29 protein-coding genes are annotated in these 26,986 nt (G+C 45.3%); 11 read left to right on the top strand and 18 right to left on the bottom strand.

Annotated features, from left to right (window positions below; translation table 11 throughout):
* The first annotated feature begins 6 nt into the window (after window positions 1-6).
* The 3 genes from secD to rlmJ all read left to right on the top strand — a co-directional run bounded on the left by secD (window position 7) and on the right by rlmJ (window position 3,830).
* Window positions 7-1,806, top strand: a complete 1,800-nt coding sequence (secD, locus tag BCT49_RS06095) for a protein translocase subunit SecD (protein WP_102434546.1) — start codon at window positions 7-9, stop codon at window positions 1,804-1,806.
* A gap of 2 nt (window positions 1,807-1,808) precedes the next feature.
* Window positions 1,809-2,762: a protein translocase subunit SecF gene (gene secF, locus BCT49_RS06100; RefSeq protein ID WP_102434547.1), complete on the top strand. Its 954-nt coding sequence runs from the start codon at window positions 1,809-1,811 to the stop codon at window positions 2,760-2,762.
* A gap of 201 nt (window positions 2,763-2,963) precedes the next feature.
* Window positions 2,964-3,830, top strand: a complete 867-nt coding sequence (gene rlmJ, locus BCT49_RS06105; RefSeq protein ID WP_102434548.1) for a 23S rRNA (adenine(2030)-N(6))-methyltransferase RlmJ — start codon at window positions 2,964-2,966, stop codon at window positions 3,828-3,830.
* 298 nt (window positions 3,831-4,128) lie between these two features.
* Here rlmJ and BCT49_RS06110 read toward each other — a convergent pair whose 3' ends face one another.
* The 3 genes from BCT49_RS06110 to BCT49_RS06120 all read right to left on the bottom strand — a co-directional run bounded on the left by BCT49_RS06110 (window position 4,129) and on the right by BCT49_RS06120 (window position 7,266).
* Window positions 4,129-5,217 (bottom strand): alkene reductase, encoded by a 1,089-nt coding sequence (locus BCT49_RS06110; protein ID WP_102434549.1) that lies wholly within the window; start codon window positions 5,215-5,217, stop codon window positions 4,129-4,131.
* An 88-nt stretch (window positions 5,218-5,305) separates the two neighbouring features.
* A complete protein-coding gene (locus tag BCT49_RS06115) occupies window positions 5,306-6,499 on the bottom strand; it encodes an MFS transporter (protein ID WP_102434550.1) in 1,194 nt (397 codons plus the stop codon).
* Between the two features lie 83 nt (window positions 6,500-6,582).
* Window positions 6,583-7,266, bottom strand: coding sequence for an SDR family oxidoreductase (locus BCT49_RS06120; RefSeq protein ID WP_102434551.1), 684 nt, complete (start codon window positions 7,264-7,266; stop codon window positions 6,583-6,585).
* 131 nt (window positions 7,267-7,397) lie between these two features.
* Between BCT49_RS06120 and BCT49_RS06125 the strand changes: the two genes are divergently transcribed.
* The 8 genes from BCT49_RS06125 to BCT49_RS06160 all read left to right on the top strand — a co-directional run bounded on the left by BCT49_RS06125 (window position 7,398) and on the right by BCT49_RS06160 (window position 14,669).
* Window positions 7,398-8,327 (top strand): LysR family transcriptional regulator, encoded by a 930-nt coding sequence (locus tag BCT49_RS06125; protein WP_102434552.1) that lies wholly within the window; start codon window positions 7,398-7,400, stop codon window positions 8,325-8,327.
* Window positions 8,328-8,955: 628 nt separating this feature from the next.
* A complete protein-coding gene (locus BCT49_RS06130; RefSeq protein WP_102434553.1) occupies window positions 8,956-9,360 on the top strand; it encodes a hypothetical protein in 405 nt (134 codons plus the stop codon).
* Window positions 9,361-9,374: 14 nt separating this feature from the next.
* The gene (locus BCT49_RS06135) at window positions 9,375-10,937 is read left to right on the top strand and encodes an NAD(P)-binding protein (RefSeq protein ID WP_102434554.1); all 1,563 of its coding nucleotides are present in this window, start codon (window positions 9,375-9,377) and stop codon (window positions 10,935-10,937) included.
* Window positions 10,934-11,722 (top strand): hypothetical protein, encoded by a 789-nt coding sequence (locus BCT49_RS06140; protein ID WP_102434555.1) that lies wholly within the window; start codon window positions 10,934-10,936, stop codon window positions 11,720-11,722. Before BCT49_RS06135 ends, BCT49_RS06140 begins: the two co-directional genes overlap by 4 nt.
* 184 nt (window positions 11,723-11,906) lie before the next feature.
* Window positions 11,907-12,299 carry a GFA family protein gene (locus tag BCT49_RS06145; protein ID WP_102434556.1) on the top strand — a complete coding sequence of 131 codons (393 nt, stop codon included), beginning with the start codon at window positions 11,907-11,909 and terminating at the stop codon, window positions 12,297-12,299.
* A gap of 29 nt (window positions 12,300-12,328) precedes the next feature.
* A complete protein-coding gene (locus BCT49_RS06150; protein WP_102434557.1) occupies window positions 12,329-12,796 on the top strand; it encodes an OsmC family protein in 468 nt (155 codons plus the stop codon).
* Between the two features lie 122 nt (window positions 12,797-12,918).
* Complete coding sequence (locus tag BCT49_RS06155) at window positions 12,919-14,151, top strand: MalY/PatB family protein (protein WP_102434558.1); 1,233 nt, start codon at window positions 12,919-12,921, stop codon at window positions 14,149-14,151.
* Between the two features lie 173 nt (window positions 14,152-14,324).
* Window positions 14,325-14,669, top strand: coding sequence for a ribosome recycling factor family protein (locus tag BCT49_RS06160; protein ID WP_102434559.1), 345 nt, complete (start codon window positions 14,325-14,327; stop codon window positions 14,667-14,669).
* A gap of 265 nt (window positions 14,670-14,934) precedes the next feature.
* Here BCT49_RS06160 and BCT49_RS06165 read toward each other — a convergent pair whose 3' ends face one another.
* From BCT49_RS06165 to BCT49_RS06240, 15 genes are all read right to left on the bottom strand, one after another.
* A complete protein-coding gene (locus tag BCT49_RS06165; protein WP_009846076.1) occupies window positions 14,935-15,174 on the bottom strand; it encodes an RNA recognition motif domain-containing protein in 240 nt (79 codons plus the stop codon).
* A gap of 107 nt (window positions 15,175-15,281) precedes the next feature.
* Window positions 15,282-15,956: an SDR family NAD(P)-dependent oxidoreductase gene (locus tag BCT49_RS06170; protein WP_102434560.1), complete on the bottom strand. Its 675-nt coding sequence runs from the start codon at window positions 15,954-15,956 to the stop codon at window positions 15,282-15,284.
* A 198-nt stretch (window positions 15,957-16,154) separates the two neighbouring features.
* Entirely contained in the window at window positions 16,155-16,418 is a 264-nt protein-coding gene (locus tag BCT49_RS06175) for a hypothetical protein (RefSeq protein WP_004732701.1), read from the bottom strand.
* 341 nt (window positions 16,419-16,759) lie between these two features.
* On the bottom strand, window positions 16,760-17,302 hold the full coding sequence (locus tag BCT49_RS06185) for a DUF3833 domain-containing protein (protein ID WP_102434562.1): 543 nt from the start codon (window positions 17,300-17,302) through the stop codon (window positions 16,760-16,762).
* Window positions 17,299-17,922, bottom strand: coding sequence for a chalcone isomerase family protein (locus tag BCT49_RS06190; protein ID WP_102434563.1), 624 nt, complete (start codon window positions 17,920-17,922; stop codon window positions 17,299-17,301). The genes BCT49_RS06185 and BCT49_RS06190 overlap by 4 nt, the downstream gene beginning before the upstream one ends.
* 3 nt (window positions 17,923-17,925) lie before the next feature.
* Entirely contained in the window at window positions 17,926-18,447 is a 522-nt protein-coding gene (locus tag BCT49_RS06195; RefSeq protein ID WP_102434564.1) for a DUF2878 domain-containing protein, read from the bottom strand.
* A complete protein-coding gene (locus BCT49_RS06200) occupies window positions 18,425-19,705 on the bottom strand; it encodes an SAM-dependent methyltransferase (protein WP_102434565.1) in 1,281 nt (426 codons plus the stop codon). The genes BCT49_RS06195 and BCT49_RS06200 overlap by 23 nt, the downstream gene beginning before the upstream one ends.
* A 100-nt stretch (window positions 19,706-19,805) precedes the next feature.
* Window positions 19,806-20,621, bottom strand: a complete 816-nt coding sequence (locus BCT49_RS06205) for a DUF1365 domain-containing protein (RefSeq protein ID WP_102434566.1) — start codon at window positions 20,619-20,621, stop codon at window positions 19,806-19,808.
* Window positions 20,618-21,889, bottom strand: coding sequence for an NAD(P)/FAD-dependent oxidoreductase (locus BCT49_RS06210; RefSeq protein ID WP_102434567.1), 1,272 nt, complete (start codon window positions 21,887-21,889; stop codon window positions 20,618-20,620). The genes BCT49_RS06205 and BCT49_RS06210 overlap by 4 nt, the downstream gene beginning before the upstream one ends.
* Window positions 21,890-21,891: 2 nt before the next feature.
* Window positions 21,892-22,623, bottom strand: a complete 732-nt coding sequence (locus BCT49_RS06215; RefSeq protein WP_102434568.1) for an SDR family NAD(P)-dependent oxidoreductase — start codon at window positions 22,621-22,623, stop codon at window positions 21,892-21,894.
* Window positions 22,623-23,054: a nuclear transport factor 2 family protein gene (locus tag BCT49_RS06220; RefSeq protein WP_017085002.1), complete on the bottom strand. Its 432-nt coding sequence runs from the start codon at window positions 23,052-23,054 to the stop codon at window positions 22,623-22,625. Before BCT49_RS06220 ends, BCT49_RS06215 begins: the two co-directional genes overlap by 1 nt.
* A 14-nt stretch (window positions 23,055-23,068) precedes the next feature.
* A complete protein-coding gene (gene phrB, locus BCT49_RS06225) occupies window positions 23,069-24,529 on the bottom strand; it encodes a deoxyribodipyrimidine photo-lyase (protein ID WP_102434569.1) in 1,461 nt (486 codons plus the stop codon).
* Entirely contained in the window at window positions 24,526-25,473 is a 948-nt protein-coding gene (locus BCT49_RS06230) for a YbgA family protein (RefSeq protein ID WP_009846088.1), read from the bottom strand. Before BCT49_RS06230 ends, phrB begins: the two co-directional genes overlap by 4 nt.
* Before the next feature lie 144 nt (window positions 25,474-25,617).
* Window positions 25,618-26,328, bottom strand: coding sequence for a ChrR family anti-sigma-E factor (locus BCT49_RS06235; protein WP_102434570.1), 711 nt, complete (start codon window positions 26,326-26,328; stop codon window positions 25,618-25,620).
* The gene (locus BCT49_RS06240) at window positions 26,321-26,968 is read right to left on the bottom strand and encodes a sigma-70 family RNA polymerase sigma factor (RefSeq protein WP_102434571.1); all 648 of its coding nucleotides are present in this window, start codon (window positions 26,966-26,968) and stop codon (window positions 26,321-26,323) included. Before BCT49_RS06240 ends, BCT49_RS06235 begins: the two co-directional genes overlap by 8 nt.
* Window positions 26,969-26,986: the final 18 nt, after the last annotated feature.

The following is a 26,986-nucleotide window of genomic DNA, read 5'->3' on the forward strand; positions in this document are numbered from 1 at the left end:
GAGATCTTGACTGTGAAAAAACGCATTCCAAGAAAACAAATTAACCACTACTCAAAGTGGAAATACGTGGTGCTTATCGCCACCATCATCATCATGATTCTAAGTGCCTTACCTTCTTGGTTTGGTGAGGACGCCTCGGTTCAAATCAGTAACCGCTCTGAGCAGACGATCGACGCCACTCAAGTGACGCAATACCTTGCTAGCGAAGGCATTCAAGCCAAATCAGCCTTTCAAAAAGACAAACGTTTAGTGGTGATCTTAGAAGATGCTGAGCAACAAGCGAAAGCCAAAGAAGTGCTTAATGAGCGCTTCCTCGACAACGCGACGGTTGCGCTTGCTATGGAGCCTGCAGCACCAAAATGGCTGACTGACATGGGCTTTGCACCGATTCAGCTAGGCCTTGATTTGCGTGGTGGTGTGCAGTTCTTGTTGGAAGTGGATATGGAGCCGGTTTATCACGCGCAAGCACAAGCGATGGTCGACGAGATCACCAGCGAAGTGCGTTATGCCCGCGGTAAAGTGGTGCACAACCAAGTTCAGTTTGATTTCCGTACCGACGCTGATTTTGAAAAAGCTCAGAAGCTGATTCGTGAAGAGTTCCCACATTGGCTACGTGATCGTTCAGATAAATCACTGACGTTAACTCAGTCTGAAGAAGAACAAAGAACGCTACGCAACCTTACCGTTCAACAAAACCTGCAAATCATGCGCAGCCGTATTGAAGAGTTAGGCATCACGGAAGCATCGATCCAACGTCAAGGTGAAAGCCGTATTCGTATTGAATTGCCGGGTGTACAAGACCCTGCAGCTGCGAAAGACGTGATTGGTGCAACCGCATCTTTGGCGTTCTACTCTGTTTACGACAACCCAACGCGCAGCACTCAAACCCTCAAAGATTCAGACGGCAACCGTGTGGTTGTAGACCGTAAAGCGGTACTGAGCGGAGAACACATTATCGATGCTCGCAGTGGCATTGGTGAGATGGGCAGCGCAGAAGTAAACATTACCCTAGATTCTTCTGGTGGTAAGAAAATGTCTGAGTTCTCACGTCATAACATCGGTAAGCCAATGGCAACGGTGTACAGCGAATACAGTCGTGATAGAGCGGGCAACAGCAAGCAAGACAGTGAAGTGATCAGTGTGGCAAACATTCAGTCTCAACTGGGTAGCCGCTTCAGAATTACTGGCGCTGGCAGCTTGGCAGAAGCGCAAGAGCTTGCGTTACTGCTGCGTGCGGGTTCACTTACTGCGCCCGTGACCATCATTGAAGAACGTACCATTGGCCCATCTTTGGGTGCTGAAAACGTCACTAACGGCTTTGCTGCTTTGGCACTTGGCCTTGGTCTAACTCTAACGTTTATGGCGCTATGGTATCGCCGTCTTGGTTGGGTTGCGAACGCTGCATTGGTCGTCAACATGACCACATTGTTTGGTTTGATTGCCTTGTTACCGGGTGCAGTCTTAACCTTGCCAGGTATTGCGGGCTTGGTACTAACCGTCGGTATGGCGGTAGATACCAACGTGCTTATCTTCGAACGTATTCGAGACAAGATGAAAGAAGGACGCAGCTTTGCTAGCTCCATCGACCGTGGCTTTGATAGTGCGTTCTCTTCTATTTTCGATGCCAACGTCACTACCATGATTGTTGCTGTGGCTCTATACACCATTGGTAATGGCCCGATTCAGGGCTTCGCTTTGACACTGGGCTTAGGTCTTCTAACCAGTATGTTTACGGGCATTTTTGCTTCGCGAGCGATCATCAATTTGGTTTGGGGGCGTGACCAACGCCACGACGTAAGGATTTAAGCATGAGTATTTCAAATATGACTAATTCAAACAGCTATGTTTCAGACCGCTATATTACAGACAGCAATATGACTCGCCTTCGTAAGGTGATGTCTGTGATTTCTATTGTGCTGTTCATGAGCTCTGTGATGCTGGTGGCAGTGAAAGGTTTTAACTGGGGCTTGGACTTTACTGGCGGTGTGGTTGCCGAGGTTCAGCTCTCTGATCAAGTAACAAAAGACGCGTTGAAAACCAAGCTTGATACGGCTTTCCAACAAGACGTGCAAGTGGTTGGTATGGCAGAACAAGATCGCTGGACGATTCGTTACAGCCAGCTGACTGATGCTCCACAACCAAACTTAGTGGATGCTTTGTCATCGGTGAGCGACCAAGTGAAAGTGCTTAACAGCAGCGTGGTTGGCCCTCAAGTAGGTCAAGACATGGTTGACCAAGGTGGCTTGGCGGTGTTGGTGTGCTTCCTAATGATCATGCTGTACCTAAGTGTACGATTTGAATGGCGTTTGGCTCTGGGTGCACTTGCCGCGATCATCTATGACGTCACGCTTATCTTGGGATTGTTCGCTTTTACTCAGTTTGAGTTCAACCTGACCGTATTGGCGGCCGTGCTAGCGATTTTGGGTTACTCACTCAATGACTCAATCATCATCGCCGACCGTGTCCGTGAGATGCTGCGTGGCAACCCTAACGGTGACACTGATAACCTGCTTAACGAATCGGTTAAAGCGACTTTCTCGCGCACCATGGTGACATCCGGAACCACGTTGATCACGGTATCGGCGCTTTGGCTACTGGGTGGCGCTGCGCTGCAAGGTTTTGCGATTGCATTGGTTGTCGGCATTGTCAGCGGTACTTGGTCTTCCGTTTCCGTCGGCATCACTCTGCCTAAGTTGCTTGGCCTGCAGCCTTGTCACTACAAAGTAAAAGCTCCAGTAGAAGTTGAGGGCGAGTACCCTTAGGTTGTCTGTTCGTTAGCAGCACAAGTTAGCAAGTAACGTCAATAAAGCCCTTCGTTTGTAATAAAACGAAGGGCTTTATTTTTTATAAGAGTCAGACAGTTAGCGAAAAGAGAAGCTATTTCAAAAAACGATGGATTGAATAGGCAACTGCGTGTGATATGAAGTATGTTTAGATGACGTCAGTAGAAATGAGGCAAGGGAATGGAATATCGACATCAATGTCATGTAGGCGATCATGGGGATGCACTCAAGCATCCGGTATTGAGTGCACTGGTTAAATCATTAATGCAGCAACACTCACGCCTCAATGTTATCGACACGCACTCAGGAACAGGGTGCTACGACCTAAACACCGCGCCAAGTAATCACGCGGGCGAGTTTGCTGAAGGGGTCGGGTATCTTTGGCAAAATAAGGCTTACCTTCCAGAGTCATTCGCTTCTTTTATGTCGGTACTGGAATACTACAATCCGGATCGGCTTATCTCTTTGTATCCCGGCTCTGCTGCCATCGCATATCAACAAGGTCGCAGCCAAGACAGCTTTTATTTTTCAGATATTCAGCAAGACGAAGCCGACTTACTGCAAACCAATATTGAGAAGCTGCAACGCGACCTTGATGTTTCAAGTAAGCTCACCATTACCGCAGGCGACGGGCTTAAAGCGCTACCTGATGATGTGGCCAAGCACGATAACCACCACCTGATTGTTATCGATCCACCTTACGAAACCGATTCTGAATATCTCGCAGTAATTGATGCCTTGGTTAAGGCTTATCAGCAATCTGAGAAAGTGTCTGCTCTGATCTGGTATCCGCTCTACACGGATGACAAAAGCTCACTGATTTTGAACCACTGCGTGACTGCAGTGAAAGATGGCTTGTTACCAAGCCCGATTAAATCGGAATTACGACTGCGCGATCCCAAGGGTGATGATCGCCTCATCGGCAGCGGTTTATTATTGTTTAATCCGCCACAAGGCATTGCTGGACAGGTTGCTGACACGCTTGATTATTTACATAGTCAGCTCGCAACCAATGGTGAGGGTTATTGGCAAATGAGAAGCCTATAAATCTGATTTATATGGGAATTATGATGATTTTCTAGACAGCGCTCACTAAATCACTGTTATTTATGTGGTTTAAATTGACCAAACGCTAACTTTTATCGATTGATTAATTGCAGTGAATCATTTAAAAATAGAATATCAATGCGCGCAAGTGCATACTGGCTCATAAGTTAAATAATTAGTCCCAAATTAATATCAGATTGTGGTTTACCCCCTAAACTGCATAAGGCTCGCACTAGTCATGCGAGCCTTTCTTTTGCCTGAAGGAAAACTTAAGGCATTGTTAGCACTTCAAAACCCACTACAACGCAGGGTAATCGGTATAGCCTTTTTCATTACCACCAAACAGAGTCGCGCCGTCGAGTTCAGATAGTTCGCTGCCGTTTTGTAGACGTGTTACCAAATCTGGGTTAGAGACGAATGGGCGGCCAAATGCGACGAGATCCGCGTAGCCTTCACTCAATACTTCTTCGGCGCGTTGTGGTGTGTAGCTGCCAGCGACGATGATGGTGTTGGAGAACAAGGCTCTTAGCTCGACACGGAAGCTTTCAGGAATAACTGGCGCGTCATCCCAGTCTGCTTCTGAAAGATGTAGGTAAGCGATATCACGCGCTTGCAGTGCCTTTGAGGCTTCTAAAATCGTTGGCACGATGTCTGGGCAGTTCATGTCTTTGAATGTGATGAATGGGGCTAAACGTACGCCCACTTTGTCGGCACCAATTGCGTCAATCACGGCATCCATTACTTCGATTAGAAAGCGAAGTCGGTTCTCGCGGCTTCCACCATAGTTGTCGGTGCGCTTATTTGAATTGGTTCTTAGGAATTGATCGATGAGGTAGCCATTACCACCGTGGATTTCTACTCCGTTGAACCCTGCTTCGATAGCTTTCTTTGCTGAGTTCGCAAAATCTTGAACTACACGATCGATGTCTGCTTGAGTCATCTCTCTTGGCTGGATGCAATCGACCATGTTGCCATTACCATTCTCGTCAGAAATCCAAACCTGAGTTTCTATTGGAGCCAAAGCTGACGGTGCAATCGGCAGTTCGCCCTTTTGAAAGGTAGGGTGAGAGACGCGGCCGACATGCCATAACTGGCAGAATATCGCAGCGCCTTGGTCTTTTGCTGCTGTAGTTACTGACTTCCAACCTTCGATTTGTGCATCGGTATAAACGCCGGGTGTGAATGAGTAGCCTTGAGAGTCGTCGGATATTTGCGTGGCTTCGGTGATGATTAAACCTGCACTTGCGCGTTGTTGGTAATAGGTTGCCATCATGTCGTTTGGCACGTTTCCAGGTTGGCTAGTACGAGCGCGTGTCATGGGTGCCATAACGACGCGGTTTTGCAGTTCTAGGCCTTTCAGTTCTGATGTTTCGAATAATTTGTTCATGGTATCTACCTTGTTTTAATTCAGTGTTTTTTAATTTTGTGTTCTTGAATTCAGTGCTTTTAGTTTTGTGTTCGGGCTACAAGTCGCGTTACTTGCTTTCTGCTGGGCTGAAAATCGAGTTGCTTTGTGGTTTGTCAGCTCGGTTGGCTTTGGCGATAAGCAGTAAGCCAATGACAGGGACAACAACGGCTGCGAATGGAATCATTCCTGCGCCTAGTTGGCTGTCGAGCACCATGCCACCAAGGAATCCACCAAAGGCATTGGCCAAGTTAAACGCTGAGATATTAGCTGTTGCTGCTAGCTCTTGGCCTTCGCCACCGTGGTTCATCACTCGAAGTTGCATGGCAGGAACGTTGGCAAATGATGCAATACCAAAGACAAATGCGGCTGCAACGAATAGGATTTTGTTGTCTACCACAAGGCCAACCACAACCAATGAAGCGATCATCGCGACTGCCCAAAACATTGAAGCTTTGCCGAGGTTTTTATCTGAAGAGCGACCACCTAAGGTGTTACCTATGATTAAACCAACACCCACAATTACTAAGATCCAAGTAACAGACTCTTGGCCGTAACCCGTGATGTGCATGGCGATAGGTGCTAGGTATCCGTAGAGCGTCATGAAGCCAGACCAAGCAAAAGCGGTGATCGCCAAGCTGATAAGCAGCATTGGATTTTTGAAAGCCATAAGCTGAGTTTTGATGTCTTTTGCTTCGCTGTGACCTGTTGATTTGATTGACGTTAAGATTGAAATCATCGCAACTGTGCCAAGTGCCGCAACGGTAAAGAAGGTGGTGTGCCAACCGAATTGCAAGCTCACCCAAGTACCGGCTGGAACTCCAAGAACGTTGGCGAGCGTTAAGCCTGCGAACATTTGACCAACGGCGCGACCTGCCATTTTCTCCGATACCAAATTGGTCGCAACAACCGCTCCGATACCATAGAAAGGACCTTGAACTAAGCCTGCGATAACACGGCTCGCGAGGAGTAGCGGATAGCTTGGTGCGAGTGCAGACAAGACATTGCCAATAATGAACAGCGCCATTAATCCAATCAGCACCATCTTTTTGTTAAAGCGTGCAAGGTAGATGGTTAAGATTGGCCCGCCGATAACGATAGCTAGCGCATACGCACTGATTAGGTAGCCAGCTTGGCCTTCTGTGATCGAAAGGGAGGTCGCAATTTGTGGAAGAATGCCTGCGATAACAAACTCAGCGGTGCCAATCGCAAAAGCCGCGAGTGTCAGTATCCAAACTTGGAATGGGATCTGTTCTTGTTTCATGATGAGTTACCTATTTAAATTCTTGTTTGTTAGGACGCTGAGATACACGTCCTAACGATTGTTCTTTGCTTCTTTACGGAGTGTTAGCCGAGCTGCGCGCCACCATCGATGTCGATGATTGACCCAGTCACGTATGGGTTATTAATTGCGAACAAATAACCCATCGCGATCTCTGAAGCTTCGCCAACCTTGCCTGCGGGTAAGTTATTTTTGGCGTTGTCGTACATGGCTGAGCGGGCGGTGTCGTCCATGTTTTTGTAGGCTGTCGTCATGGTTAAGCCCGGGCTTACGGCGTTCACTCGAATTGGCGAGAGTTCTTTTGCAAGCACCTTAGTTACGCTTTCAAGTGCAGCGTTGATGGCGGTTTTTACGTAAGTGCCAGCGACGACTTTGCGTGACAACATGCCTGTGGTGAGAGTGATAGAACTGTTGGGTTTCATGTAACGCGCAGCATGCTTAGCAACGTTTAGGCTGCCCCAAAACTTGGTATCAAATGCCGACTTTGCGTCATCGATAGCAACGTCTGTCACTTTTCCAGCCGGAGCGGATGAGCCTGCCGTGACCACCAAGTGATCGAATGGACCAATGGGTTCGAAGTATTCGCAAATCGACTTTTCATTGCTGATATCAACACCGGTGTGGCGGCTAGCAATGTGTACTGTGTTGTCTGCGTTTCTCAATTGCATCGCTAGTGCTTTACCGATACCTGACGTGCCACCAATAATGACGAAAGTGCTCTTTTCTTGGTTCGCTAGTGTGTTGTTCATTGTCTGAATTCCTGCGTGTTCTGCTGATGGTTGCCATTATATTTGTTCGACTAATTTTGATAATTGTCTAAAATATAAATTCATTATTCGGAATTTCTGAATAATGAATGGCTGAATAGTAGGAGAGGTGAATGGACAAGTTTTCAGATATGGCGATGTTCGTCAGTATCGTTAAGCATCATGGGTTAGCAGCGGCGGGACGAGAGTTAGGGCTTTCTCCTGCGACCATGACAGCAAGGCTTCAGGCGTTGGAAGAGCGTTATGGTGTGAAGTTGTTGAATCGAAGCACAAGACATGTGTCTTTGACTGACTCAGGCGAGCTGTATCACAAGGCGTGTCTGGAGATATTGGATAATGTCAGCGAGGCTGAAAACCTGATTCAAAATGGTGTCAAAGAAGTTAAAGGTCCATTAAAGATCGCAGCACCGAAAGACATCGGCAAGCAGTACATCCTGCCAATCTTGTCGGAGTTTTGTCAGCAGTATCCTGATGTGATTCCTTATCTGTATTTGAACGATAACCTGTCGAACATTGCGGAATCAGGTATGGATATCGTGATCCGCTATGGGGAATTGGTCGACAGCAGCTTGATATCCAGGCGCTTATCGCCAAGCCGACGTGTACTGTGTGCCTCGCCTGAATATCTTGCCAAGCATGGAACGCCGTTGACGCCACAAGATTTGGTCGAACATGATTGTTTGGCGATGCTGCGCAGCAATGAAGAACTTAAGACATGGCATTTCCAAGACCACGACATGAAGAAGTCGATTACCGTTGTTCCAAAGCGATTTTCAGATGACGGTGAAGTGATTCGATACTGGGCATTAAAAGGCGAGGGTATTGCCCTTAAATCGGTACTGGATGTGCAAGATGACATCAATAACCAACGCCTTGTGACTTTGCTCAATGGTTACATGAAGAACTTCAATACCTCGACTTCCGTATCAAGTGCCGAATTGAATGTGGTGTACATCAGCAAGAAATATCAGCCAAAGCGTATTCGACTCTTCTTAGATTATCTTCTTGAGAATTTTAATGGTTTGGTTGAGAGGTCAGGCTGATAACAATTATTGTTAATTTATTAATAGTGAAGCCTCAATGCTGACCAGCTTTTTCAGGCGGAAAATGTTTATGATGAAAAGGTCTGTCAGTGAAAAGACCTCTTCATCGAAGGTGACACCATTCCTCTCTGTTCGTCACACGCTCGTGCTTCATCCATATTGAAATATATCCGTCTATGTAATCCCCTTTATGCCGCTAAAAATAGATGTCGGAAGGAAAGATCAAGCTGTCTTCTCGCAAGTTTAGGTGAGAGATTGTCCCGTTTTATAAAATATTAATAATCAATATATTAGTAAGGAAGCCTTTGAGTTGTTATTTGAGTTTTTTATGATTTAAAGCTCATGTAATTATTAAGGTTTATTAATTTCTTCATCCAGAGCCTGAATAAATCACGACATCAAAGAAACTCTCGTAGAGTTCTTTTTCTACCCAATTGGTCATTTGTTGTCTTTTTTATCTATTTAACCATCTAATATTTATCAGTTTTTTCTTTTTTGGCGCCTTCCCTATCAATGGTGTATCTCTCACAGAATTAAAATACATAAGCCAATAGTTGTGACATTGAATTTGAGATAGATTCTCATTTGGGAACATTCCCGCTAATAAATATAATAATGGAGAAATATAATGAAAAACGTTCTTGGCTTCGTGACCCTTCTTGCTGCTTCTTTTGTTTACGCCGAAGACGCTATAACTTTCCCAACTCAACCAGCTACTGAGGTGAATGAGGCGATTGTCTTTCCGACCGTTCAGCATCCAATCGCGTTAGTTGGTGGATACGAAATAGAAAATGGTATTTTGCATTCTCGCACTTACGATTGTGGAATTAATATCAGTGATCTAAACCTATCGGCACAACTTGTCTGGGAGGGGGCGACACCGAAAGTGATGATTGTTGGGGATGACCTAATTATGTGTCGTTCACTGGCTAATAGTCCGTTTGAATTAGACATCAACCCAGTATTGAATCAGCTTCCGAATCACGACCTATATCGTTTAGAGCTCGCGAATCATGTCATCTTGAACCGATAGTTTTAGGAGAAAACATGACCTGTCATTATGTCAATGAGAGTGAAAGTGAGGTCGGTGTTAGCACCGGCCCTACGCGGCCCAAAGTTGCCATTTTCGGTGCTGGGATTTCTGGCTTAGCAGTGGCTCATAATTGTGTAAAACAAGGCTTCGATGTGGCTGTTTACGATAAGGAACTCTACACCGGAGGAAAATGTGTCGGAACGGTGGATGAGGGAGGCGTGGTTCATGAGCTTACCCATCGACAGTTTTTCGCCAAAAACTACAACTTGATAAACTTCCTTAAAGAGGTTCCTCGTGAGTCTGGCAATTGTTTAGATTCACTGTATCCCCAGAATATGGTTCAGTTTTCTTGGGCACAAAATAATAAAACGATACAGTTTCAACGTGGATACTTTTCCCGCTTTGAAAAGCTATGGGACAACGCAAAGTCTGCTTATTCAATGCTTTACGCTCAAGTCCCCATAAAGGACACGCTTTGGTTTAAGCAAAGGTTACAGAAACCGTATTCTATGGAGGAGTTGTTGGGGGTTCCTGTTAGTGAGTTTTTTGCTTATGAGTCTCGGCCAGGACTTGCCGATTTCCTTCGCTCGGTCTTATTAGGTTGGATTGGAGCAACCGATGATACGCCAGCGTTGGCAATTTTGGATTTGCTCAACAATAAAGATGGAGAGCTGCATGCCTCTGCCCCCGACGCGTACAGTTTGGGAATGAAAGAACCGATTAGTGATGCGCTTATTAATCCGTTGACTCACCATCTTAAAAAGCAAGGCGTTCAATTTCACTTAGGCTACAAAGCCAAAGCTATTTGTCCCAATAAAAAACGAACTCGGATTGATAGTGTGCTGCTACATAATGATTGTCGTGTCTTAGCTGATTATTACGTCTTCGCGCTTCCCGCTCACGTTATCAAATCTTTATTCTCAGAGATCAGTTCAGTATTAAATTATGAGTATGTACTGAGCCACGGGTTTCAGTTCTATTTCTCTCAAGTCCCTTCGGTATTGAAGAACAGGACGGTGGGATTAGTTCTCGATTCTCCTTGGGGCTTGAGTTATCACGTGACGACACGAAGTACGTCTCAAGGAGATACAACATGTCTATCAGTAACAGCAACTGAGCTTAATAATGCGATCGGTCTACTTTACAAAAAGCCGATGTTGTCTTGTACAGAGGAGCAGGTAAAGGATGAATTGTTGTTCCAGCTTTTTGGACAATTAGATCTATTGGAACATTCCGCCTACCAAGGTTTCAGGGTTGGTCTGGGTGCGAAAATGGTGACACCTCAAGAATTGGAAACGTTATATTCCGATTACTTTTATGGCGATATGGTGACCAATGAGAGTGGGCAACCTCGCTATTGGGTTCTGCAACACGCATTAACTCAGCCGACTGCTCAGAATTCGCTATCAACAACGATGAATAACTTTTCTAACGTTTTTTTTAGCGGTGAGTACCTGTCTGATCCAAGACAAACCTGGCGAGTCCCCGTTACGCTGGAGCGATGCATTGAAACGGCCAATCTATGTGCTGTAGATCTGGTTGAGCGTGTCTCTTCTGAACGTGAGGAGCGTCGATGAAATCAAGTGTCTATTCTCCTTTATCATCTGGGCTGTTTTTACTTCTTTGCCTAGTGTACGGCAGTGGCTTCTATCTACTTGTGCAAAGCTCGATTTGGCTTGCACTGGCTCTGACTTTAGTTTTGCCTGTGTTGTTCTGGCCGTTGACCAAACCAGTCGAAAACGCCAGTGAGATAAAGCGAATTCTTGGTCTCGAAATGGGGTTTAACCTACTGTGCTTTATGGCGATGAGTCAGTGGGTGAGTGTCGAGTCTGTCGATAAAGGTTTGGTCGTGTTTTTTGTTCTCCAGTCTGTTGGTTTTGTATTGGTGCAGCTCAAAAAACAGGCCTACCTGTCGATGTTTATCTCGATGGTGCTCGCGGCGACAATCGGGTATTGGGTTTATATGGGTGAACAAACCTTGCTGTTAGGAGAGGGTAAGACTTTCTTATTTGGTGAAGTGGTACCTTGGCAATTAAAAGTGATTTATGGCTTTTGGTTAATTCAATTGCTGTTGGTAGAGTATCGCTCAGTTTTGCCGAAACTTACTCTCGCTATCTGCCATATTGCATCCTTTATGATAGCGATGGGTGCGGAGGATTTTTTCCATGCTCGTATCGTGACAGCCTGCCACCTTCTGTTTCTCAGCTTATGTTTCGATTTTAAGCGTTTAGATTGGGGAGGGAAGGATTTCGCTGTATCAAATCGATTAAGCGACTTTATTCAATTGCCAATAATTAGCAAGTCGCTCTCTGGACTGATTCTGGGTGTCGTTGCTATTACTTATCTGGGAGTTTTACTCTAAGTAACTTGGTTCCTTTTTCAATATGGAATGACGTGGATGTTTAACTTACCTCAAACTCTCCACGTCATTTTGAGTTACCTTTCCCAACCCATGACGGATCTCTAGAACTCAATGCCAGCTTACGGACAGATATCATCAATCTGGTTATGATATCTGCAACATAAGGACGTGATTGGAGATATAAATGAAAGTCGTCGGTAACACTATTATCCAACCTTTTCATAAGGCAACCTGCCACTGCGGTGCAGTCGAATTAGAACTCAGCCTACCTAACGGAATAGAAAAGCCACGCCGATGTGATTGTTCTATCTGTCGTCGTAGAGGCGCGATTGCGGGCTCTGTGGCGCTGGATGGTATTAAGATCCTCAAAGGCGCTGAGCATCTTAAGCTTTATCAATTCAATACTAATACCGCTAAACATTACTTCTGCTCAAACTGTGGTATCTATACCCATCATCAACGCCGATCAAGCCCAAATGAATACGGTTTTAATATCGGTTGTTTGGAAGGGGTAAACCCTTTTGATATTGGAGATGTAGTGACTAACGATGGTGTCAATCATCCAGCTGACCGTTAATTTATTGAGCATTAAAAAGGGAAGGAATTATGTCTGAATACGGAGCAGTCATTCGCTGGGAAAAAGCGAAAAACGAAACCTTTAGCGACAATCAGTACAGCCGCGGACATACATGGGAATTTGATGGTGGTGTTACGGTGCCAGCTTCGTCTTCTCCTCATGTTGTGCCACTTCCACTGTCGGTTGAAGCGAATGTTGACCCTGAAGAAGCCTTTATCGCGGCACTTTCTAGCTGTCATATGCTGACTTTCTTGGGCATTGCCGCCAAGCAGAAGTACGTGATCGACTCTTATGTGGATGATGCTATTGGTGTGCTTGAGGAAGATGAATCAGGCCGCTCATCGGTTACCACGGTGACTCTACGACCTGAGATTGTTTTTTTAGGTACTAAACAACCCACCGCTAAACAACTCGACAAGCTTCATCATTTGGCGCACAAAAACTGCTTTATCGCTAATTCGGTCAAGACTGAGATAAAGGTAGAAACACGAAATTAGTTTGTACTTTTCAGATTATTTTCTAAAAGCTTCGTCTTTTTGATTATGCCATCGTCTTAAGGGTATTCATGCAATCCAGTGGATTGTAAAAAAGACCGAACAACCTATTTGAGGGCTCCTCCATGACAGCGTTTAAGAGTACATCTAACTACGGTGAGAATGCGTTTATCAAAAGCAAACCGCAGATGCTACAGAACATTTATAACACCACAGATGTATTCCCATATTGGGTTGCTGATATGGATTTTCAGGTAGCAGAACCGATCACTCAAGAGCTGAATCGTTTGGTTGAGCGCGGTGTGTACTCTTATGAGTTTCATGAGCAAGCGGTGTTTGAAGCCCTTTCACAGTGGTACTCAAAGCGTCATGGTTTGAACCTTTCTGCGGACAAGTTTGTCCAGGTGCCGGGTGTACTTTCTGGCATTGCATTGTTACTGCGCCAATTCACCAATGAAGGCGATGGTGTGCTTATCCATACGCCGGCGTATCACCAGTTTTCTAACTTGGTGAATAAAGCAAATCGTCAGGTCGTGAAGAGCCCACTTATCAATGATGAGCAAGGTTACCGCATTGATTTCGATGGTATGGAGCAGCAGATCATCGAACAAAAAGTGAAGACGATGATTTTCTGCAATCCACACAACCCAACAGGCCGCGTTTGGACGCAGCAAGAAGTGACACAAGTTATCGAGATCGCCAAGCGCCATGATGTGTTGATCATCAGCGATGAAATTCATTCAGACATTATCTTTGAAGATCACGCTTTCACGAGCTTAACCAGCTTTGATTACGACAAGGTTATTACCTTAATTGGTTCTCCGGCAAAAACCTTTGGTATGCACAGCATCTCAAACGGCTATGTGTACACGAACAATGATGAACTATTTGAAGCGTTCAAAACCAACGTAGCAGCGATGTATCTTGACCATGGCAATGCCTTGACGACCTTTGCGACGGTTGCAGCCTTTGAAAAAGGTGAAGAGTGGCTAGACGGTATGTTGGTTTATCTGCAAGACACGGTTAAGTGGATCACTGAGTTTGCTGAGCAGCGCATTCCTCAATTGAAAGTCTTCCAGCCACAAGGGACTTATCAAGTGTGGTTTGATTTTTCAGAGTTGGGCTTTTCGGAAGAAGAGCTAAAGAACGTGGTGTTTGAGCAGGCTAAAATGGGGTTAACGCCGGGCGGTTGGTTTGGCGCTGAGAGTTATCACTTCATGCGAATGAACATCGCCACATCACGTGACAATATCGAGAAGTCGTTTACTGCTTTAGCCGACGCGATTGATGGTTTTGAGCGAGGAGCTGAGGTGAGTTCAAACTGCTGCGATAATGGCACTTCAAAAAGCTGTTGCTGATATCGAGCGTTAGGCTCTAAAGAACAAAAAACCGCGAGGCTGCTTAGTGCATGACTGGCGGTTTTTTTGTGTCTGTGTAATCCTAAGCATGATTTTATTGAGGTGTGGTTGAAGTGTTGAGTGGTAGTTCGAGAATACTTGAATGATTGGTAGAGGTTGGTTGGCAGAGAGTTATGTTTAGCGTCCCACTGAATAGTTTTGTACATCGTGTGAGTGATAAAAGCCAAGTGATGGCGAATGCGACTGAGTGTGGATGCCAGTTGAAGCGAGTGCGTCGTTCACGCAACTGGTTGTTGGTGGCTCAAGATCATCAACTTATTGAATTTAAAGCCATGTTAATTCATGAAAAAGACGATTGGATAGCAACCGCAATAGACAAAGTATTGCCTAAGCCTGTGGTGTGTTTGGCATCGTTGTTAGCCGCTACGCCCTCGATGACGGTCGCGCAGTTAGTGATGGAATCAGGGTGTTCAATGGCAGAAGCAAGGCGCGCTATTGATGAGTCTGAAGGGTTGTAAGCGCAAACTATAAGTGAATAGGTTGTGTTGTGAAATATTGTAAAAAGGAATCGCGAGCAGCAAAAAGCCCGTAACGATATTATGCTTTTTCAGCGGAATATCGTTACGGGCTTTATTATCTGAGCTTACGGTGAAGCTAGATAAAGAGGCCAGTCATTTGACGATTGCTATTAACTACCAACCTGCTACCAACGACCAATCTGATGTTAACAACCAATCTTAAGCTATAAGCTAATAACCAGCCTTTGCTAAGTGCTTGCTCTAATTAAGAGTTAGCTACTTTTACACGAATCGTGTTGCTACCAAGCTTTGACATGTTCAGCTTGTTTAGTGCCGCTTTAGCTTCTTCATGCTCTGGCATTTCAACAAAAGCAAAGCCTTTAGATTCGCCAGTGTTTTGGTCTAAAACTAGGCTGCACTCTTTTACTGAGCCGAACTCAGAAAATAGAACACGGATGTCTTGCTCAGCAGTAGAGCGCGATAGGTTACGAACTAGAAGTTTCATAATAAACCTTGAATATGAATTTACGCCGAGCATTGTCGCACACTTTCATGCTCACCCTCACAAATAATTGTCTCGCGACTCTATTTCCTTGTGGCTCTGTTTAAGCGTTAGCCGCGGTTTATCGTGATATCTGATACAAAGCCATGCTCTGTACTGGTTAACGCCTGTTGCAGCATCTGAGCTGCCTCTGTAGCTGTCATAAAGCTTGAGGTATCCATCGCTTTGCCACTCGTTCCCCAAAACTCGGTCGCCATTCCGCCAGGATAAACCGCAACGATTTTCATCGGGTGACCTTTTAGCTCCAACCTGACCGATTCGATAAAGCCTTTTACTGCCCATTTTGCTGCGCAGTAGGTGGACTCTTCCGCTTTAGCACCTTGGGCTGCAGTCGACATCACGACAGCAATGGTGACCGGTTGATCCTTGTAACGTTGAACAAGCTCACGAATCAGAAATATCGAGGACTCGATGTTGTTTTTCAGCATGTCACTGATTGCCGCTGGGTCTTGCTGTTCTATCTTACCGAAGTATCCACTGCCAGCACTGTGAATCACCAGTTTGGGTGTTTCTGGCAACGCATCTAATAACTCGCTCACTGATTGTGGGTCACAGAGGTCACAGGCTTGGCTAACGGTATTCGCTGGCAGGTCTTTCGCTAATTCAGCTAAACGTTGTGAGTTACGACCAGTGATCATCAAGCGCTGGCTGTTGTTCGATGTGTTCGCATATTGCTTAGCCAAAGCTGCGCCTAAACCGCTGCTTGATCCGGTAATTAAAATCATGGGGACTCGGAATTGTTGAATTGAATCGAGATAGTAAGGCTTTGAATGCCTGTTTGCTGAGATCTAAGACCAAGATGCAAAGATCCATGAGTTAGAACGATAGAACAGAGGATTGAGAAAGTGATGTAAGTCGGGAGGGAAAAGAAGGAGAACTAAAAGTAAAAACGCCGGCACAGGGCCAGCGCTTTTGAAATCAGATTACTCTTCGTCGAACTGTTTGGTCGTGAATGAGTCTTCGATTCTGTTGAGCTCTTCTTGATCTTTCACTCGCTGTTCTTCTTGGCGAATGACTTTTGCTTCATTGAAGCGTTTCTTTTCCGACTTAGTCAGGAATTTTACAGCTTTCTTGTTGGTCAGTGCGTAAGCAACTACGTCTTCGCCTTTTTCTCTGCGGTCGTTTACACGTTGTGAGAAACGTTCATTGTCGCGAGCTTTACGCTCCGCTGAGGTCAACTTGCTCATGCTTTAAAGCCTTTTCAATTAATCATGGTAGGGAATCTACACTTAGCGAAACTAATGGGGAAGTGCTCTTAATTGGTGGAACTGTGTATCTCGTTCGCTCAACTGAGTTTAGCCCATTTGTATGCTGGTGGCGCATCTTAGCACTGAGGGGGGAGCTTGCAGATACGCTATTCGAGGGATTAAACAAAACAGCCCACAATTTCACCTTGTGGGCTGTGTTGTTATGGACTGTATTGCTACGGACTGTGTTGTTGCGGATGGCGATTGTCTTGTGAACTTAGCCCCGATTGTGTGATGAAAAGAAACGCTAACAAAACAAGGTCGAACTAAGACTCGCTAAATCAGATCTTCTCGATGTATAAGATGACTTCACCGACTTTAAAGCCGAACTTAGACATCTCGGTTTTGTTGAACAAGCGTTTGTCGTCCATTAGGAACATCCAATCATCAAGTACTACTTCATAAGTGCTGCCATCCACTTCGATTTCTAGGTCGTATTTCCAATAGAGAGCTGAGCCTTGTGTTTCACCATAAGCGGTGCCAACTACATCATTGGCCGTTCCTGTGTAGGTGTTGTCACCCGTTTTTATCAGGTTCCAAACCCGAGTGGATCGCTCACCGTCTGCGAATGTAAACCACTCTTTTATCTCTCCGTTGTTACCGTCCCAAGTGGCAATAAGCTTGGCGTCAAAGCGGCGCAATAGGTTACCAGAGCGGTCAAGCACCATGCCGTAGGCCATCAGTTCACCATCAAAGAAGCTTTCCAACTTAAGCTCTGGGGTGGTGTCTACGTGGTTCTCTAAATTGGCAGAGCCACAACCCGCCAGCCAAGTGAGAGAAAGCAGTGCTAGAGCGGCTTTTAATATTGTTGTTTTTGAACTCATTTATTTAAACCTAGTAGTTGTTTGCGTAGGCCGGGCTCGGATGTGTTTTCCGATAACCAAATGGCTAAAAAGGCTTCACCAAACTGTTTGTCTTGAATAATGCCGATGGGTTGTTCGTCGAAATAAAAACGGCTCACGTTGTCTTCAGCAACATGAATGGTGAGAGTGCTTCCCTCTTCAACGTTAGGCCACATCGCATACAAAGGTTTCAACCAACGTTGGATGTTGTTTTTAGAATAACCAAGCTTGTTCCATTGATCTTTGGTCGCGTCCACCAAGTCTTTGCTATCGATAGAACGGTAATACTCAAGCTTAAGTGCGCGCTCAGAGTTGGTTGGCGTGGTGTAGAACTCCGCAGAGTAGAGTGTCCAAAACAGGTAACTCATTTCGCCTTGACCGCGCTTGTTGAGATCATCGACGGCAGAAGCTTTCGCATTCCCGGTGAACAGGAGTGCAGCAAAAATTAGGGATAGGGTGATAAAGCTGAAAAGTTTGGTCGTTCTTTGCTTGCTAGTTTGGATATGAAAACTTGTATGCGTACGATCGTTTGACTGCGTGCGTGCACGAATGCAGTCGCTCTCAGGTTTGAACGCTTGCGCCGGGTTGCGTGGAAAAGCCATAAGTCACCTCGTTGTTGCCATTTTAGGTTGTACTAAGTTGGAGTAGGCGGCCACCAGTAAGGGCAACAAAATCCCCCAACTTATTGCAAGGGCAGCTAACACCGATGCATCTGGCCAAGTAGTAAGAAGGGCACCTGCTTTGATGCCTCCCCAATAACTACTAGTACCTGCTACGAACCCTATGACAAACAAGATCACTTTCGAGCATTTTAAAAGCCAATTCAGGCTGTGATTGAAGCTGATTAAAAACATGACCCACAGGCAAACAAGCCACACTGGGAATATGGTTTGATTGGCGATATCAGGATCAACAGCGAACACGCCAAAATGGAGCATCAAGCTATCGAGCAGTAGACCCAAAGGTAACAAACAGAGGATTTTGAGATCACTATTGCGAGTCGGAGAAAGAAGGAAATGGATAATCACGATCAGTGGAGTAACGAACGGGGCTTGCGCGGTAAAGAATGCGCTGCAAACCCAGGTCGCTTGAAACAGAACGAGATTAATAATCCAAAACCGTTTCATCTTTTGCTCCAAAGTAACGAGGTTTTCTTGCGACAAGGTGATGAGTGCTGATCACGCGCTCTAGGAATGCCCCTTCGCAGTAACAGAAGTAGAAGACCCAAAGGCGTTTAAACTCTTCTGAATAGCCCAATGATTCGAGCTCTTCCCAACTGTTTTCAAAGGCAAGGTTCCAGTCGTTAAGTGTGCGAGCATAGTGCAGGCCAATGTCATCGATTTCTTGAACCACAAGGTCAGTGCTGGTGGCAAGATGTTGAGTCATCACGGCAACCGAAGGTAAACAACCACCGGGGAATATGTACTTCTGAATAAAGTCGACGCCTTTGCGATATTTATCATAACGGCTGTCGGCAATAGTAATCGCTTGAATCAGCATTTTTCCTGAAGGCTTCAACAGAGAAGAACACTTCTCAAAGAAGGTTTGCAGATATTCATGCCCAACGGCTTCTATCATCTCGATAGACACCAACTTGTCGTATTGGCCTGACAGGTTTCGGTAATCTTCTTTAAGTAGGGTAATTTTTTCGGTCAAACCGAGCGCTTTGACACGCTGTTCTGCTAGCTCGTGCTGAGCATCTGAAATGGTCGTGGTCGTAACGTGGCACCCGTAGTGCTGTGCCATGAATATCGCTAAACCGCCCCAGCCTGTGCCGATTTCAACTACGCTGTCCGATTCTGAAAGCTCTAAGCGTTCACAGATGGTTTTCATCTTGTTCTGCTGTGCTTTCGACAGGGTTAATGCGTCTTCACTGTAGATTGCAGATGAATATTGCATTGAGCAATCAAGAAAGCGTTCATACAACTCGTTGCCGATGTCGTAGTGGGCAAGAATGTTTCTTTTAGAACCTTGTTCGGTGTTGGAATTCTTACGACGAAGAAGTAGGTTTTTGAATTTAGAAATCCACTGTGTTTTGTCGTCTAGTTCATCCAGCTGGGCTTGGTTTCGCGCCATGATTTGAATGACGCGAGTGAGATCGGGGCTGGTCCATTTTCCATCAATGTAGGCCTCCGAAGCCCCAATGCTGCCGCTCATTACTACATCTCGATAGAAGCTCGAGTCATGGATAACGATTTGAGCGCTTAAAGTCGCTTCTCTGTCTCCAAACACCGAATGTTGGTCGCGTTCTATTACTTCGAGTTTTGCGAATTGCAGACGTTCTAGAACCTTGAAAATCAGAGCTCGATATTTGCAGTTGCTTGAAACAGCAACGGCTTTAGCTTGTTGTTCTACGTTGTTGTTTTGTTTGGCAAGCTGTTCCATGGAAACCTCGCTGAGAAATTGTTTTAAATTTAGTTTTACTGACTTGGGGCTAGAACTATTTGTCTCGTTAAGCCTACCCAAACCTTCAATTTTGATATCTTTAAGGCGTTTTAGACGCTGAATCTGGATGCGCCACAAACGGTACTTTTTTCAGAAATAATTTGAGAGCCTGAAAGTAGATACCCATTACAACCTTGATTGTCATGGCTGGGATCCGCAGTACCGTTTTCCTAATGTTTACTTTTGTTACCGACTGCTTTGAGAGTGCTAGTGTGGCATCAAAAATCTTGTCGCTACGATGACTCTCGATGTGTACTAACGTCCGTTTCGTTGGTGGTTTTATTTTCCACAAGTAGTTCATGTCTAAATCCATGAACGGTGAAACGTGAAACTCTTTTTTTACTTTCAATTCTTTGTGCATGTCGATGAGATAATAGTGTCTTTCCCGCCATGGCGTATTACTCACTTCCGCCAACATGTAGCGACAATCACCAGTCTCGTCGTAACAGAAAAAACAGTTGATTGGGCTGAAATAAACCCCTAAACAACGACACTGGGCCAACATTGTGACGCGGTTTTCTACCGCCCAATCGCCACCAAGTTGTTGTACTTTGGAAGCTATACGTTGCTTTAGTGTTTTAGGTTCATCAGTTGTGACATTTTCTTTTTTTTCAGCGAGATAATCCGATTCGACAAAGCGAATCGGGTTATACCATTGAGTACCGAACAAACGGCTGCGAGTTGTTGTTTGAGGGATTTCATCGAGATCCAACCCCATCATGTATAACTGGTAGCTGAATTCATGAGTAATATCGCCAAAGCGGCGGTGGCGTACGTTGCCCCAGTAAATGCCGCTGAGTTCTTCACTCTTTTCTGATGCGATCTCCATGTCGGATGTCATGGTGTGAGTGTTCATCGTACTGAACTCGTGCTCAAATCTAAGCCAAAGCGCTTCGTGACATCGAGTGCACTGTGAACACCGTCTTCATGAAATCCGTTGTACCAATAAGCACCTGCAAAGTGGGTGTTGTTTTTGCCGCAGATCTGTTCGCGCTTATTCTGGGCTTCTACCGTGTTCGAGTTAAGTACCGGGTGATGATAAACGAAGCTGCGAATGATTTTCTCAGGCGCAATCGCGTCACTTTGGTTTAGGGTTACGCAGAAGGTATCTTGGCTTTCAATACCTTGCAGGATATTCATGTTGTAAGTGACGCAAGCAGGTCTTTGGCTGTTGCCGTCTAACATGTAGTTCCAGCTTGCCCAAGCCAGTTTACGGTCGGGTAACAGGTTGGTGTCCGTGTGCAGAACGACCTCATTTCGGCTATACGGGATCTCTCCTAACACTTGTTGTTCTTGCTCTGTCGCGTCGCCCAGCAAACGCAGGGCTTGGTCTGAGTGACACGCAAAGATCACTTCGTCGAAGCTTTGTGTAGCGCCGTCTTCGAATTCAATGGTAACGCCTGACTCTTGACGGATGACTTGTTTAATCGAGGTGTTTAACGCGACCGGTTTATTTAAGCATGAAAGGATGATCTCAACGTACGAGCGTGAACCTTTAGGAATCACATACCATTGAGGTCGATTGGCAATGTCTAACAGGCCGTGATTGTAGAAGAACTGAATAAAGAATTTAAGTTCGAACTCTTCCATCTCTTCTAGGCTTGTCGACCAAATAGCCGCGCCCATTGGCAAGATGTAGTGCTGACTAAAGAAGTCGGAAAACTGGTTGTCGTTTAGGAAGCTGCCAAGGGTAACATCTGGTGTGAATTCGTTACTTTCGAACTGGGCCTTACATAACTTATTGAACTTGAGAATGTCAGACACTAAAGACCAGAACTGAGGTTTGAAAATATTACTCCTCTGAGCGAATAACGAATTAATGCTGTGGCCGTTGTATTCGAATTTAGTCGTGGTGTTGTGTACGCTGAAGCTCATTTCGGTGGGTTGCCTTTCTACACCGAGTTGCTCAAGCAGTTTGTTGAAGTTTGGGTAGGTTCTGTCGTTGAAAACGATGAAGCCAGTATCAATTGAAAACGCCGTGCCTCGGTGTTCAATATCAACCGTAGCAGTGTGCCCGCCGACGTAGTCATTTTTCTCGAATACCGTAACGTCGTGGTGCTTATCTAATACATGTGCGCAAGTCAGTCCAGAGATGCCTGAACCTATAATGGCGATTTTTTTCATTGTTATACCATCCTTGAAGCGAGTTTTTGCCAAACTGGAGTCGGTAGCATTCTTAGTAATTTCATTATTAATATGAATCGTCTTGGGAAATCGATCTCGCTCTTTCCTTGAGCAATACCATTTACGATTCGTTGAGTTGCTGCCTCGCTACTAATAATCATAGGCATAGCGAAGGAGTTTCGCTCGGTTAATGGTGTTTCAACAAAGCCTGGATGCACAATTGAGACATGAATGTTGTGCTCGGCGAGATCAACTGACAGTGTTCTACCCAAGTAGGTGAGAGCGGCCTTTGAAGCGCCATAAGCTTCAGCTCTTGGCAGTGGTAGAAAGCTCGCGCTTGAACTTACCAAAACCAAGCGTCCGCCGGGCTTGATGTTTTTTAGCCAAGCTTTGAGGGCGTAGCCAATTGAAATGAGATTGATGTTGATGACGCGCTCGAACAACTCTGCGTCGAAATTGACAGGATCATCGATGTACTCACAATCACCCGCGTTCAAGATCAGTAGGTCGAGCGGCTTATCCTGGTCGAGTTCTGGGAAATTGTGGTAATCGGTCAAATCAAAACAGAGTGGGTCAATTGACGAGTGTGATAAGTCTGTCTCGTGAGAATCAACTAAGGCTTGCAACTTGTCTTGATTGCGGCCGCAAGCAATCACCTGATGCCCTTGTTGAGCATAATCTATAGCGAGTGATTGGCCGATACCTGAGGTCGCGCCTGTGATCATAATACGCATTATCGGCTCGCTCTTTTTTTGATGGATTTGATCGCGCAGCCTAAAACGGGAATGTGCTCGTACAACATCGAACCCACATCCAGATAATCGCGGTGATAAACCACTTGGTTGTCCAACATTTTAATATGACTGTGCCCTTGAACTTCAATCGGCTTTTGTCCGTTGAGTTGCTTGTGAGCGAATTGCATTGTCCAATAAACGGATGCTTCATCTTTCACTTCAAAGGTGTGTTCGATGTGGAAGTAACAGCTAGTGACTTGTGTGTAGAGGTTCTCGAAGTAATGCGTTAACGCGACAATCCCACTGACATGATGCAGTGGGTCTTGGAATTCAATGTCCGGGTGATAAACCGTCTTTAGCACGTCGAAATTGTCGGTTCCGAGTTCTCGATACATGTTGAGAAAGTTATCAAGCCATAGAGAGTTATCCATAATATTCACTCTAATTATTTGAAAAAGGCTAAGGCTCTCAATCGTGCTTCTTTGTGTTCAACGATGGGTTGCCAGTATTCGCTGTTAATTCCGTTTTTTGCAATGTAATCATGTGGAAAATGCACGTGCTTGTCAGGAATATTTTGCAGCTCTGGAATGTACTTACGAATAAAAATTCCTTTCGGATCAAACTTTTCACTCTGGGTGATTGGATTGAAAATTCGGAAGTAAGGTTGAGCATCACAACCGGTACTCGAAGCCCACTGCCAACCGCCATTATTCGCGCTGAAATCACCATCGATAAGGTGCGACATAAAGAAGCGTTCGCCCCAGCGCCAATCAATCAGCAGGTGTTTGGTCAGGAAGCTCGCCACCACCATTCTTAGCCTGTTGTGCATCCAACCTGTCTCAACCAATTGACGCATCGCAGCATCAACTAAGGGATAGCCCGTTTTTCCTTCACACCATGCCTTGAAGCTCGGGTTGTCGTGATACCAATCTAAGCCGTTGTATTTCTGTTGAAAGTTCGCACCTTTAACCAGTTTAGGATGATGGAACATCAAATGCTTATAAAAATCTCGCCAAATCAATTCATTAAGCCAAGAAAAGGCTGGCAACTGAGTATCAAATAACAAGTCAGGCTGTTGCTGAATCAATTGAATCGCTAACCAACGAGGGCTGACTGCACCAATAGCCAAGTACGGCGAAAGACCAGAAGTCCCCTTCACCGATGGAATATCTCTAAGGCGAGAATAGTCGTTAACTTTATTGGCTAAGAAATTGGGGATCACGCTCTCAAGGACGTCTTGGCTTAGTGGCCAACGCTCTGAATCGGTACGCGGAAAGTCGAAATCGTACTCGCTAGAAAAACCACTTAACGATTGATTCAGTGGTGACGGGTTCTGAGGTGATAGGTTCTGAGGCGAATCTGTTTCAGATGAACCTTTTTGCGGCGATCCTGATGAATGCTCCGGAGCGTGACTGCAAATGATGCCTTTCGCTTGGACTTCTTTTAACCATGCATTTTTGAAAGGTGTGAAAACCTTGAACATCTCGCCTTGTTTATTCAGCACACTACCTAATGGCAGAATCGTATCGCAGTCGGTTATCTTCAGTTTGATGCCGCTAGCAATTAAGCGTTTGTCTCTTAACTGCTCATCCACTTCCGGCTCTGAATTGGCGTACACACATGTCGCATCGCTCTGTTTGCACAAGTCGATGAGCTGGGTGGCTTGATCGTTAAAATCAGTAGCTTTGAGATGCAGCAGAGTGATACCGAATTCAGCGAGTTGTGATTCGAACTGTTTTAGGTGGCGATAAATGAAATCCGCTTTTATCGGTGCAAGGTGATGTTGTTGCCATTGCTGCGGGGTTGAAATAAAAACGGCGAGAGAGACGCCGTTTTCAACCGCAGAGACGAGCGCTGGGTTATCGTGAATCCTCAGGTCTCGTCTTATCCATAGAATGTCGCTCAATATCCGTATCTCAGCTTAAGTTCTTGTGGGTGCGGGTTTAGATAAACTTGTGATTCTAGGTATTCGTTTGGGTATTCCATCAGATAGTGGTTGATCAGCGTTAGTGGGACTAACAGAGGAACTAGGCCTTCTCTGAATGATGAAATCTGATTGGTGAGCTCTTGTTTGTGAGCGCTACTCAGTTGTTTCTTAAAGTAACCTTGCAAGTGATGCAGAGTATTAGCATGACTGCCGCGGTTTGCATGATGCATTAGCGCCGTCATCAGACCTTCGATGTACTTTTCAGCCAACTCATCGATCTCTAAATCGTTACTCGCTAAAAGTTTGCCAAGGCTCTTGTAGCCTTCAATGTGGTGACACATCACTAGATATTTGTGAGCGCTGTGAAATTGAATCAGCTTGTGTTTGGTTACGCCTTCATCGACAAGATCGAGCCACTTTTGATATGTGAAAACACGAGTCATAAAGTTTTCACGCAGAATTGGATCGTTGAGGCGACCATTCTCTTCTACTGGAAGGAGGGGATTGCCTTGCATTACTTGCTGAGTGAACAAGCCAACGCCTGTCGACTCAGAACCACGACCATGGTGGTGATAAACCTTTACTCGCTCCATGCCACAGGTTGGACTTTTCTGACACACAATGAACCCTGCGATGTGTTGGTTATTCTTTGAATAGTTTTGCCCAAACTCAATCAGTTCATCGGTGACATCGCCAGAACCATCAGGTCGAGAAACATGAATAATGTCGTCTAACATTCTTGTTTGACGGATTGTAGGACGAGGCGTTGGAAGTCCAACCCCCATCTCTGGGCAAACTGGCTCAAGCTCTACGTAGTCTGCAAGATCGTCTGTGCAAAAACGAGAACGCTTATGGCCAGTATCGAACCGAACTTTATGACCGGCGACACATGCACTAATGCCTATTTTTATTTTTTTATCCATTGGTCAATTCCTTACGCTCATTGCTCTTTGTTATTCTTATATTGTGTGTTTTGTTGCCTATTAAACATTACTTTAGTTCGGTTTTTACTTCTCTTACTAGCCAACTCTATGAGTCTTGTGACGTACCCGATAAATCTTTTAAAACTAATAAATGTATTTACCCAGTGGGTTGAACAATTGGCTCACCCCTTTAGTGAAATACAAGGCATCACTTGAAACGGTTAAACACACACAGCCTTCTTTAGTCGCAGGTTGGTGGGTGTGTTCTCCATCTAACCAGATGAAATCGCCTTTGTTGTAGACACCCATTTCGTCTTCGAAGCTGCCTTCTAAAAGAAGCGTGATCTCGAAGCCTTTGTGAGTGTGACAAGGCACCTGTCCATCCTTATCTATATGCAGCAAGCTGGTGTGGTGTGATTCGTCATCAAAATCGAGACGTGCGCGAGAAATCTTGCCCAAGTTCAACCAGTCTTTTCTTGCGACTGAATTGAGTGCGCGAGGAATCGTGAATGTTGTGTTAGATACAGTCTCTTGTTGCGCTTCAACAACGACTTCGACAGCCTGAGACAAATCAGCTGTGATCTGGTCAATAGCATCAAAATCGAACTCCCCATCGTCAGATAGGAACGCATCCATTTCGCTGTCAGACAGTTTTAGCCCTGCTGGGTCATTTTCAAAGGCAGATGTATCGCTTTCAAAGACTGTGTCAGCGGCTTGCGCTGTCAACATGCTTACTTGTTTTTGACAGTGTTCGCAAAGCTCTACATGGCTAGAAACAATCAGTGAAACCGAATCCGCTAGGTTGCCATCGACAAAATCTTTCAAGATTGCCGCATTTGGGTGATGTTTAATCATGGTCTTGTTCCCCCATGTGAACTTTTAGTTTGGCGAGTGCGAGTCTTAGACGTGATTTAACAGTTCCAAGCGGGACATCGAGTTGTTGGGCGAGCTGTTCTTGCGATAACTCTTGGAAATAGACACCTTTCACAATGGTTTTCTGAGCGAGAGGTAGCTTTTCTATTTGAGTCATGACGTGGCGGCTCATTAGATGATCGCCAAATGGAAGCTGCTCACTTTGTGATTCGGCTACCATAGCGTCAATCGGCCAAATATCGTCAGCAATGGTTTGCTCTGCTTTAGCTTTTACCTTTCTTAACATGTCGAAAGCAGCGTTTCGCATCACGGTGTATACCCAAGTGGTCGCTGCGCCTTTCTCTTCGTTGTAGAGATGCGCTTTCTTCCAAACGTTAGTCATCGTGTCTTGGACTAGCTCGTTGGCAGCGGCTTCACCGCCTAACTTACTGATGCCAAAACGCTTAATTTTGGGAGCAAAGAACTTAAACAAACACGTAAATGCTTGCTTATCTCTGTCTGAACCAACCAAAATTAGCCAGCTTGAGAGCTCTGTAGGTACCTTACTTTCAGTAGGTAGTTTGTTGTCGGGGATAATGACATGCTCCTTGCCGTTCCCTGTTCTTCTGCTTTCCACTTGCATAGTAATTAACCATCATGC

This window comes from Vibrio lentus (genome assembly GCF_002875945.1).
Taxonomy (GTDB): Bacteria; Pseudomonadota; Gammaproteobacteria; order Enterobacterales; family Vibrionaceae; genus Vibrio; species Vibrio apostichopi.

Bases quoted from the DNA above. Each gene is read 5' to 3' on its own strand.
- BCT49_RS06120 (WP_102434551.1), bottom strand. From the start codon at position 7,266: ATGAACAACACACTAGCGAACCAAGAAAAGAGCACTTTCGTCATTATT.
- BCT49_RS06160 (WP_102434559.1), top strand. From the start codon at position 14,325: ATGTTTAGCGTCCCACTGAATAGTTTTGTACATCGTGTGAGTGATAAA.
- BCT49_RS06125 (WP_102434552.1), top strand. From the start codon at position 7,398: ATGGACAAGTTTTCAGATATGGCGATGTTCGTCAGTATCGTTAAGCAT.
- BCT49_RS06185 (WP_102434562.1), bottom strand. From the start codon at position 17,302: ATGAGTTCAAAAACAACAATATTAAAAGCCGCTCTAGCACTGCTTTCT.
- BCT49_RS06175 (WP_004732701.1), bottom strand. From the start codon at position 16,418: ATGAGCAAGTTGACCTCAGCGGAGCGTAAAGCTCGCGACAATGAACGT.
- BCT49_RS06165 (WP_009846076.1), bottom strand. From the start codon at position 15,174: ATGAAACTTCTAGTTCGTAACCTATCGCGCTCTACTGCTGAGCAAGAC.
- BCT49_RS06240 (WP_102434571.1), bottom strand. From the start codon at position 26,968: ATGCAAGTGGAAAGCAGAAGAACAGGGAACGGCAAGGAGCATGTCATT.
- BCT49_RS06140 (WP_102434555.1), top strand. From the start codon at position 10,934: ATGAAATCAAGTGTCTATTCTCCTTTATCATCTGGGCTGTTTTTACTT.
- BCT49_RS06205 (WP_102434566.1), bottom strand. From the start codon at position 20,621: ATGAACACTCACACCATGACATCCGACATGGAGATCGCATCAGAAAAG.
- BCT49_RS06200 (WP_102434565.1), bottom strand. From the start codon at position 19,705: ATGGAACAGCTTGCCAAACAAAACAACAACGTAGAACAACAAGCTAAA.
- BCT49_RS06195 (WP_102434564.1), bottom strand. From the start codon at position 18,447: ATGAAACGGTTTTGGATTATTAATCTCGTTCTGTTTCAAGCGACCTGG.
- BCT49_RS06130 (WP_102434553.1), top strand. From the start codon at position 8,956: ATGAAAAACGTTCTTGGCTTCGTGACCCTTCTTGCTGCTTCTTTTGTT.
- BCT49_RS06230 (WP_009846088.1), bottom strand. From the start codon at position 25,473: ATGGATAAAAAAATAAAAATAGGCATTAGTGCATGTGTCGCCGGTCAT.
- BCT49_RS06150 (WP_102434557.1), top strand. From the start codon at position 12,329: ATGTCTGAATACGGAGCAGTCATTCGCTGGGAAAAAGCGAAAAACGAA.
- BCT49_RS06190 (WP_102434563.1), bottom strand. From the start codon at position 17,922: ATGGCTTTTCCACGCAACCCGGCGCAAGCGTTCAAACCTGAGAGCGAC.
- BCT49_RS06135 (WP_102434554.1), top strand. From the start codon at position 9,375: ATGACCTGTCATTATGTCAATGAGAGTGAAAGTGAGGTCGGTGTTAGC.
- BCT49_RS06155 (WP_102434558.1), top strand. From the start codon at position 12,919: ATGACAGCGTTTAAGAGTACATCTAACTACGGTGAGAATGCGTTTATC.
- BCT49_RS06170 (WP_102434560.1), bottom strand. From the start codon at position 15,956: ATGATTTTAATTACCGGATCAAGCAGCGGTTTAGGCGCAGCTTTGGCT.
- BCT49_RS06220 (WP_017085002.1), bottom strand. From the start codon at position 23,054: ATGGATAACTCTCTATGGCTTGATAACTTTCTCAACATGTATCGAGAA.
- rlmJ (WP_102434548.1), top strand. From the start codon at position 2,964: ATGGAATATCGACATCAATGTCATGTAGGCGATCATGGGGATGCACTC.
- BCT49_RS06215 (WP_102434568.1), bottom strand. From the start codon at position 22,623: ATGCGTATTATGATCACAGGCGCGACCTCAGGTATCGGCCAATCACTC.
- BCT49_RS06210 (WP_102434567.1), bottom strand. From the start codon at position 21,889: ATGAAAAAAATCGCCATTATAGGTTCAGGCATCTCTGGACTGACTTGC.
- BCT49_RS06145 (WP_102434556.1), top strand. From the start codon at position 11,907: ATGAAAGTCGTCGGTAACACTATTATCCAACCTTTTCATAAGGCAACC.
- BCT49_RS06110 (WP_102434549.1), bottom strand. From the start codon at position 5,217: ATGAACAAATTATTCGAAACATCAGAACTGAAAGGCCTAGAACTGCAA.
- BCT49_RS06235 (WP_102434570.1), bottom strand. From the start codon at position 26,328: ATGATTAAACATCACCCAAATGCGGCAATCTTGAAAGATTTTGTCGAT.
- BCT49_RS06115 (WP_102434550.1), bottom strand. From the start codon at position 6,499: ATGAAACAAGAACAGATCCCATTCCAAGTTTGGATACTGACACTCGCG.
- secF (WP_102434547.1), top strand. From the start codon at position 1,809: ATGAGTATTTCAAATATGACTAATTCAAACAGCTATGTTTCAGACCGC.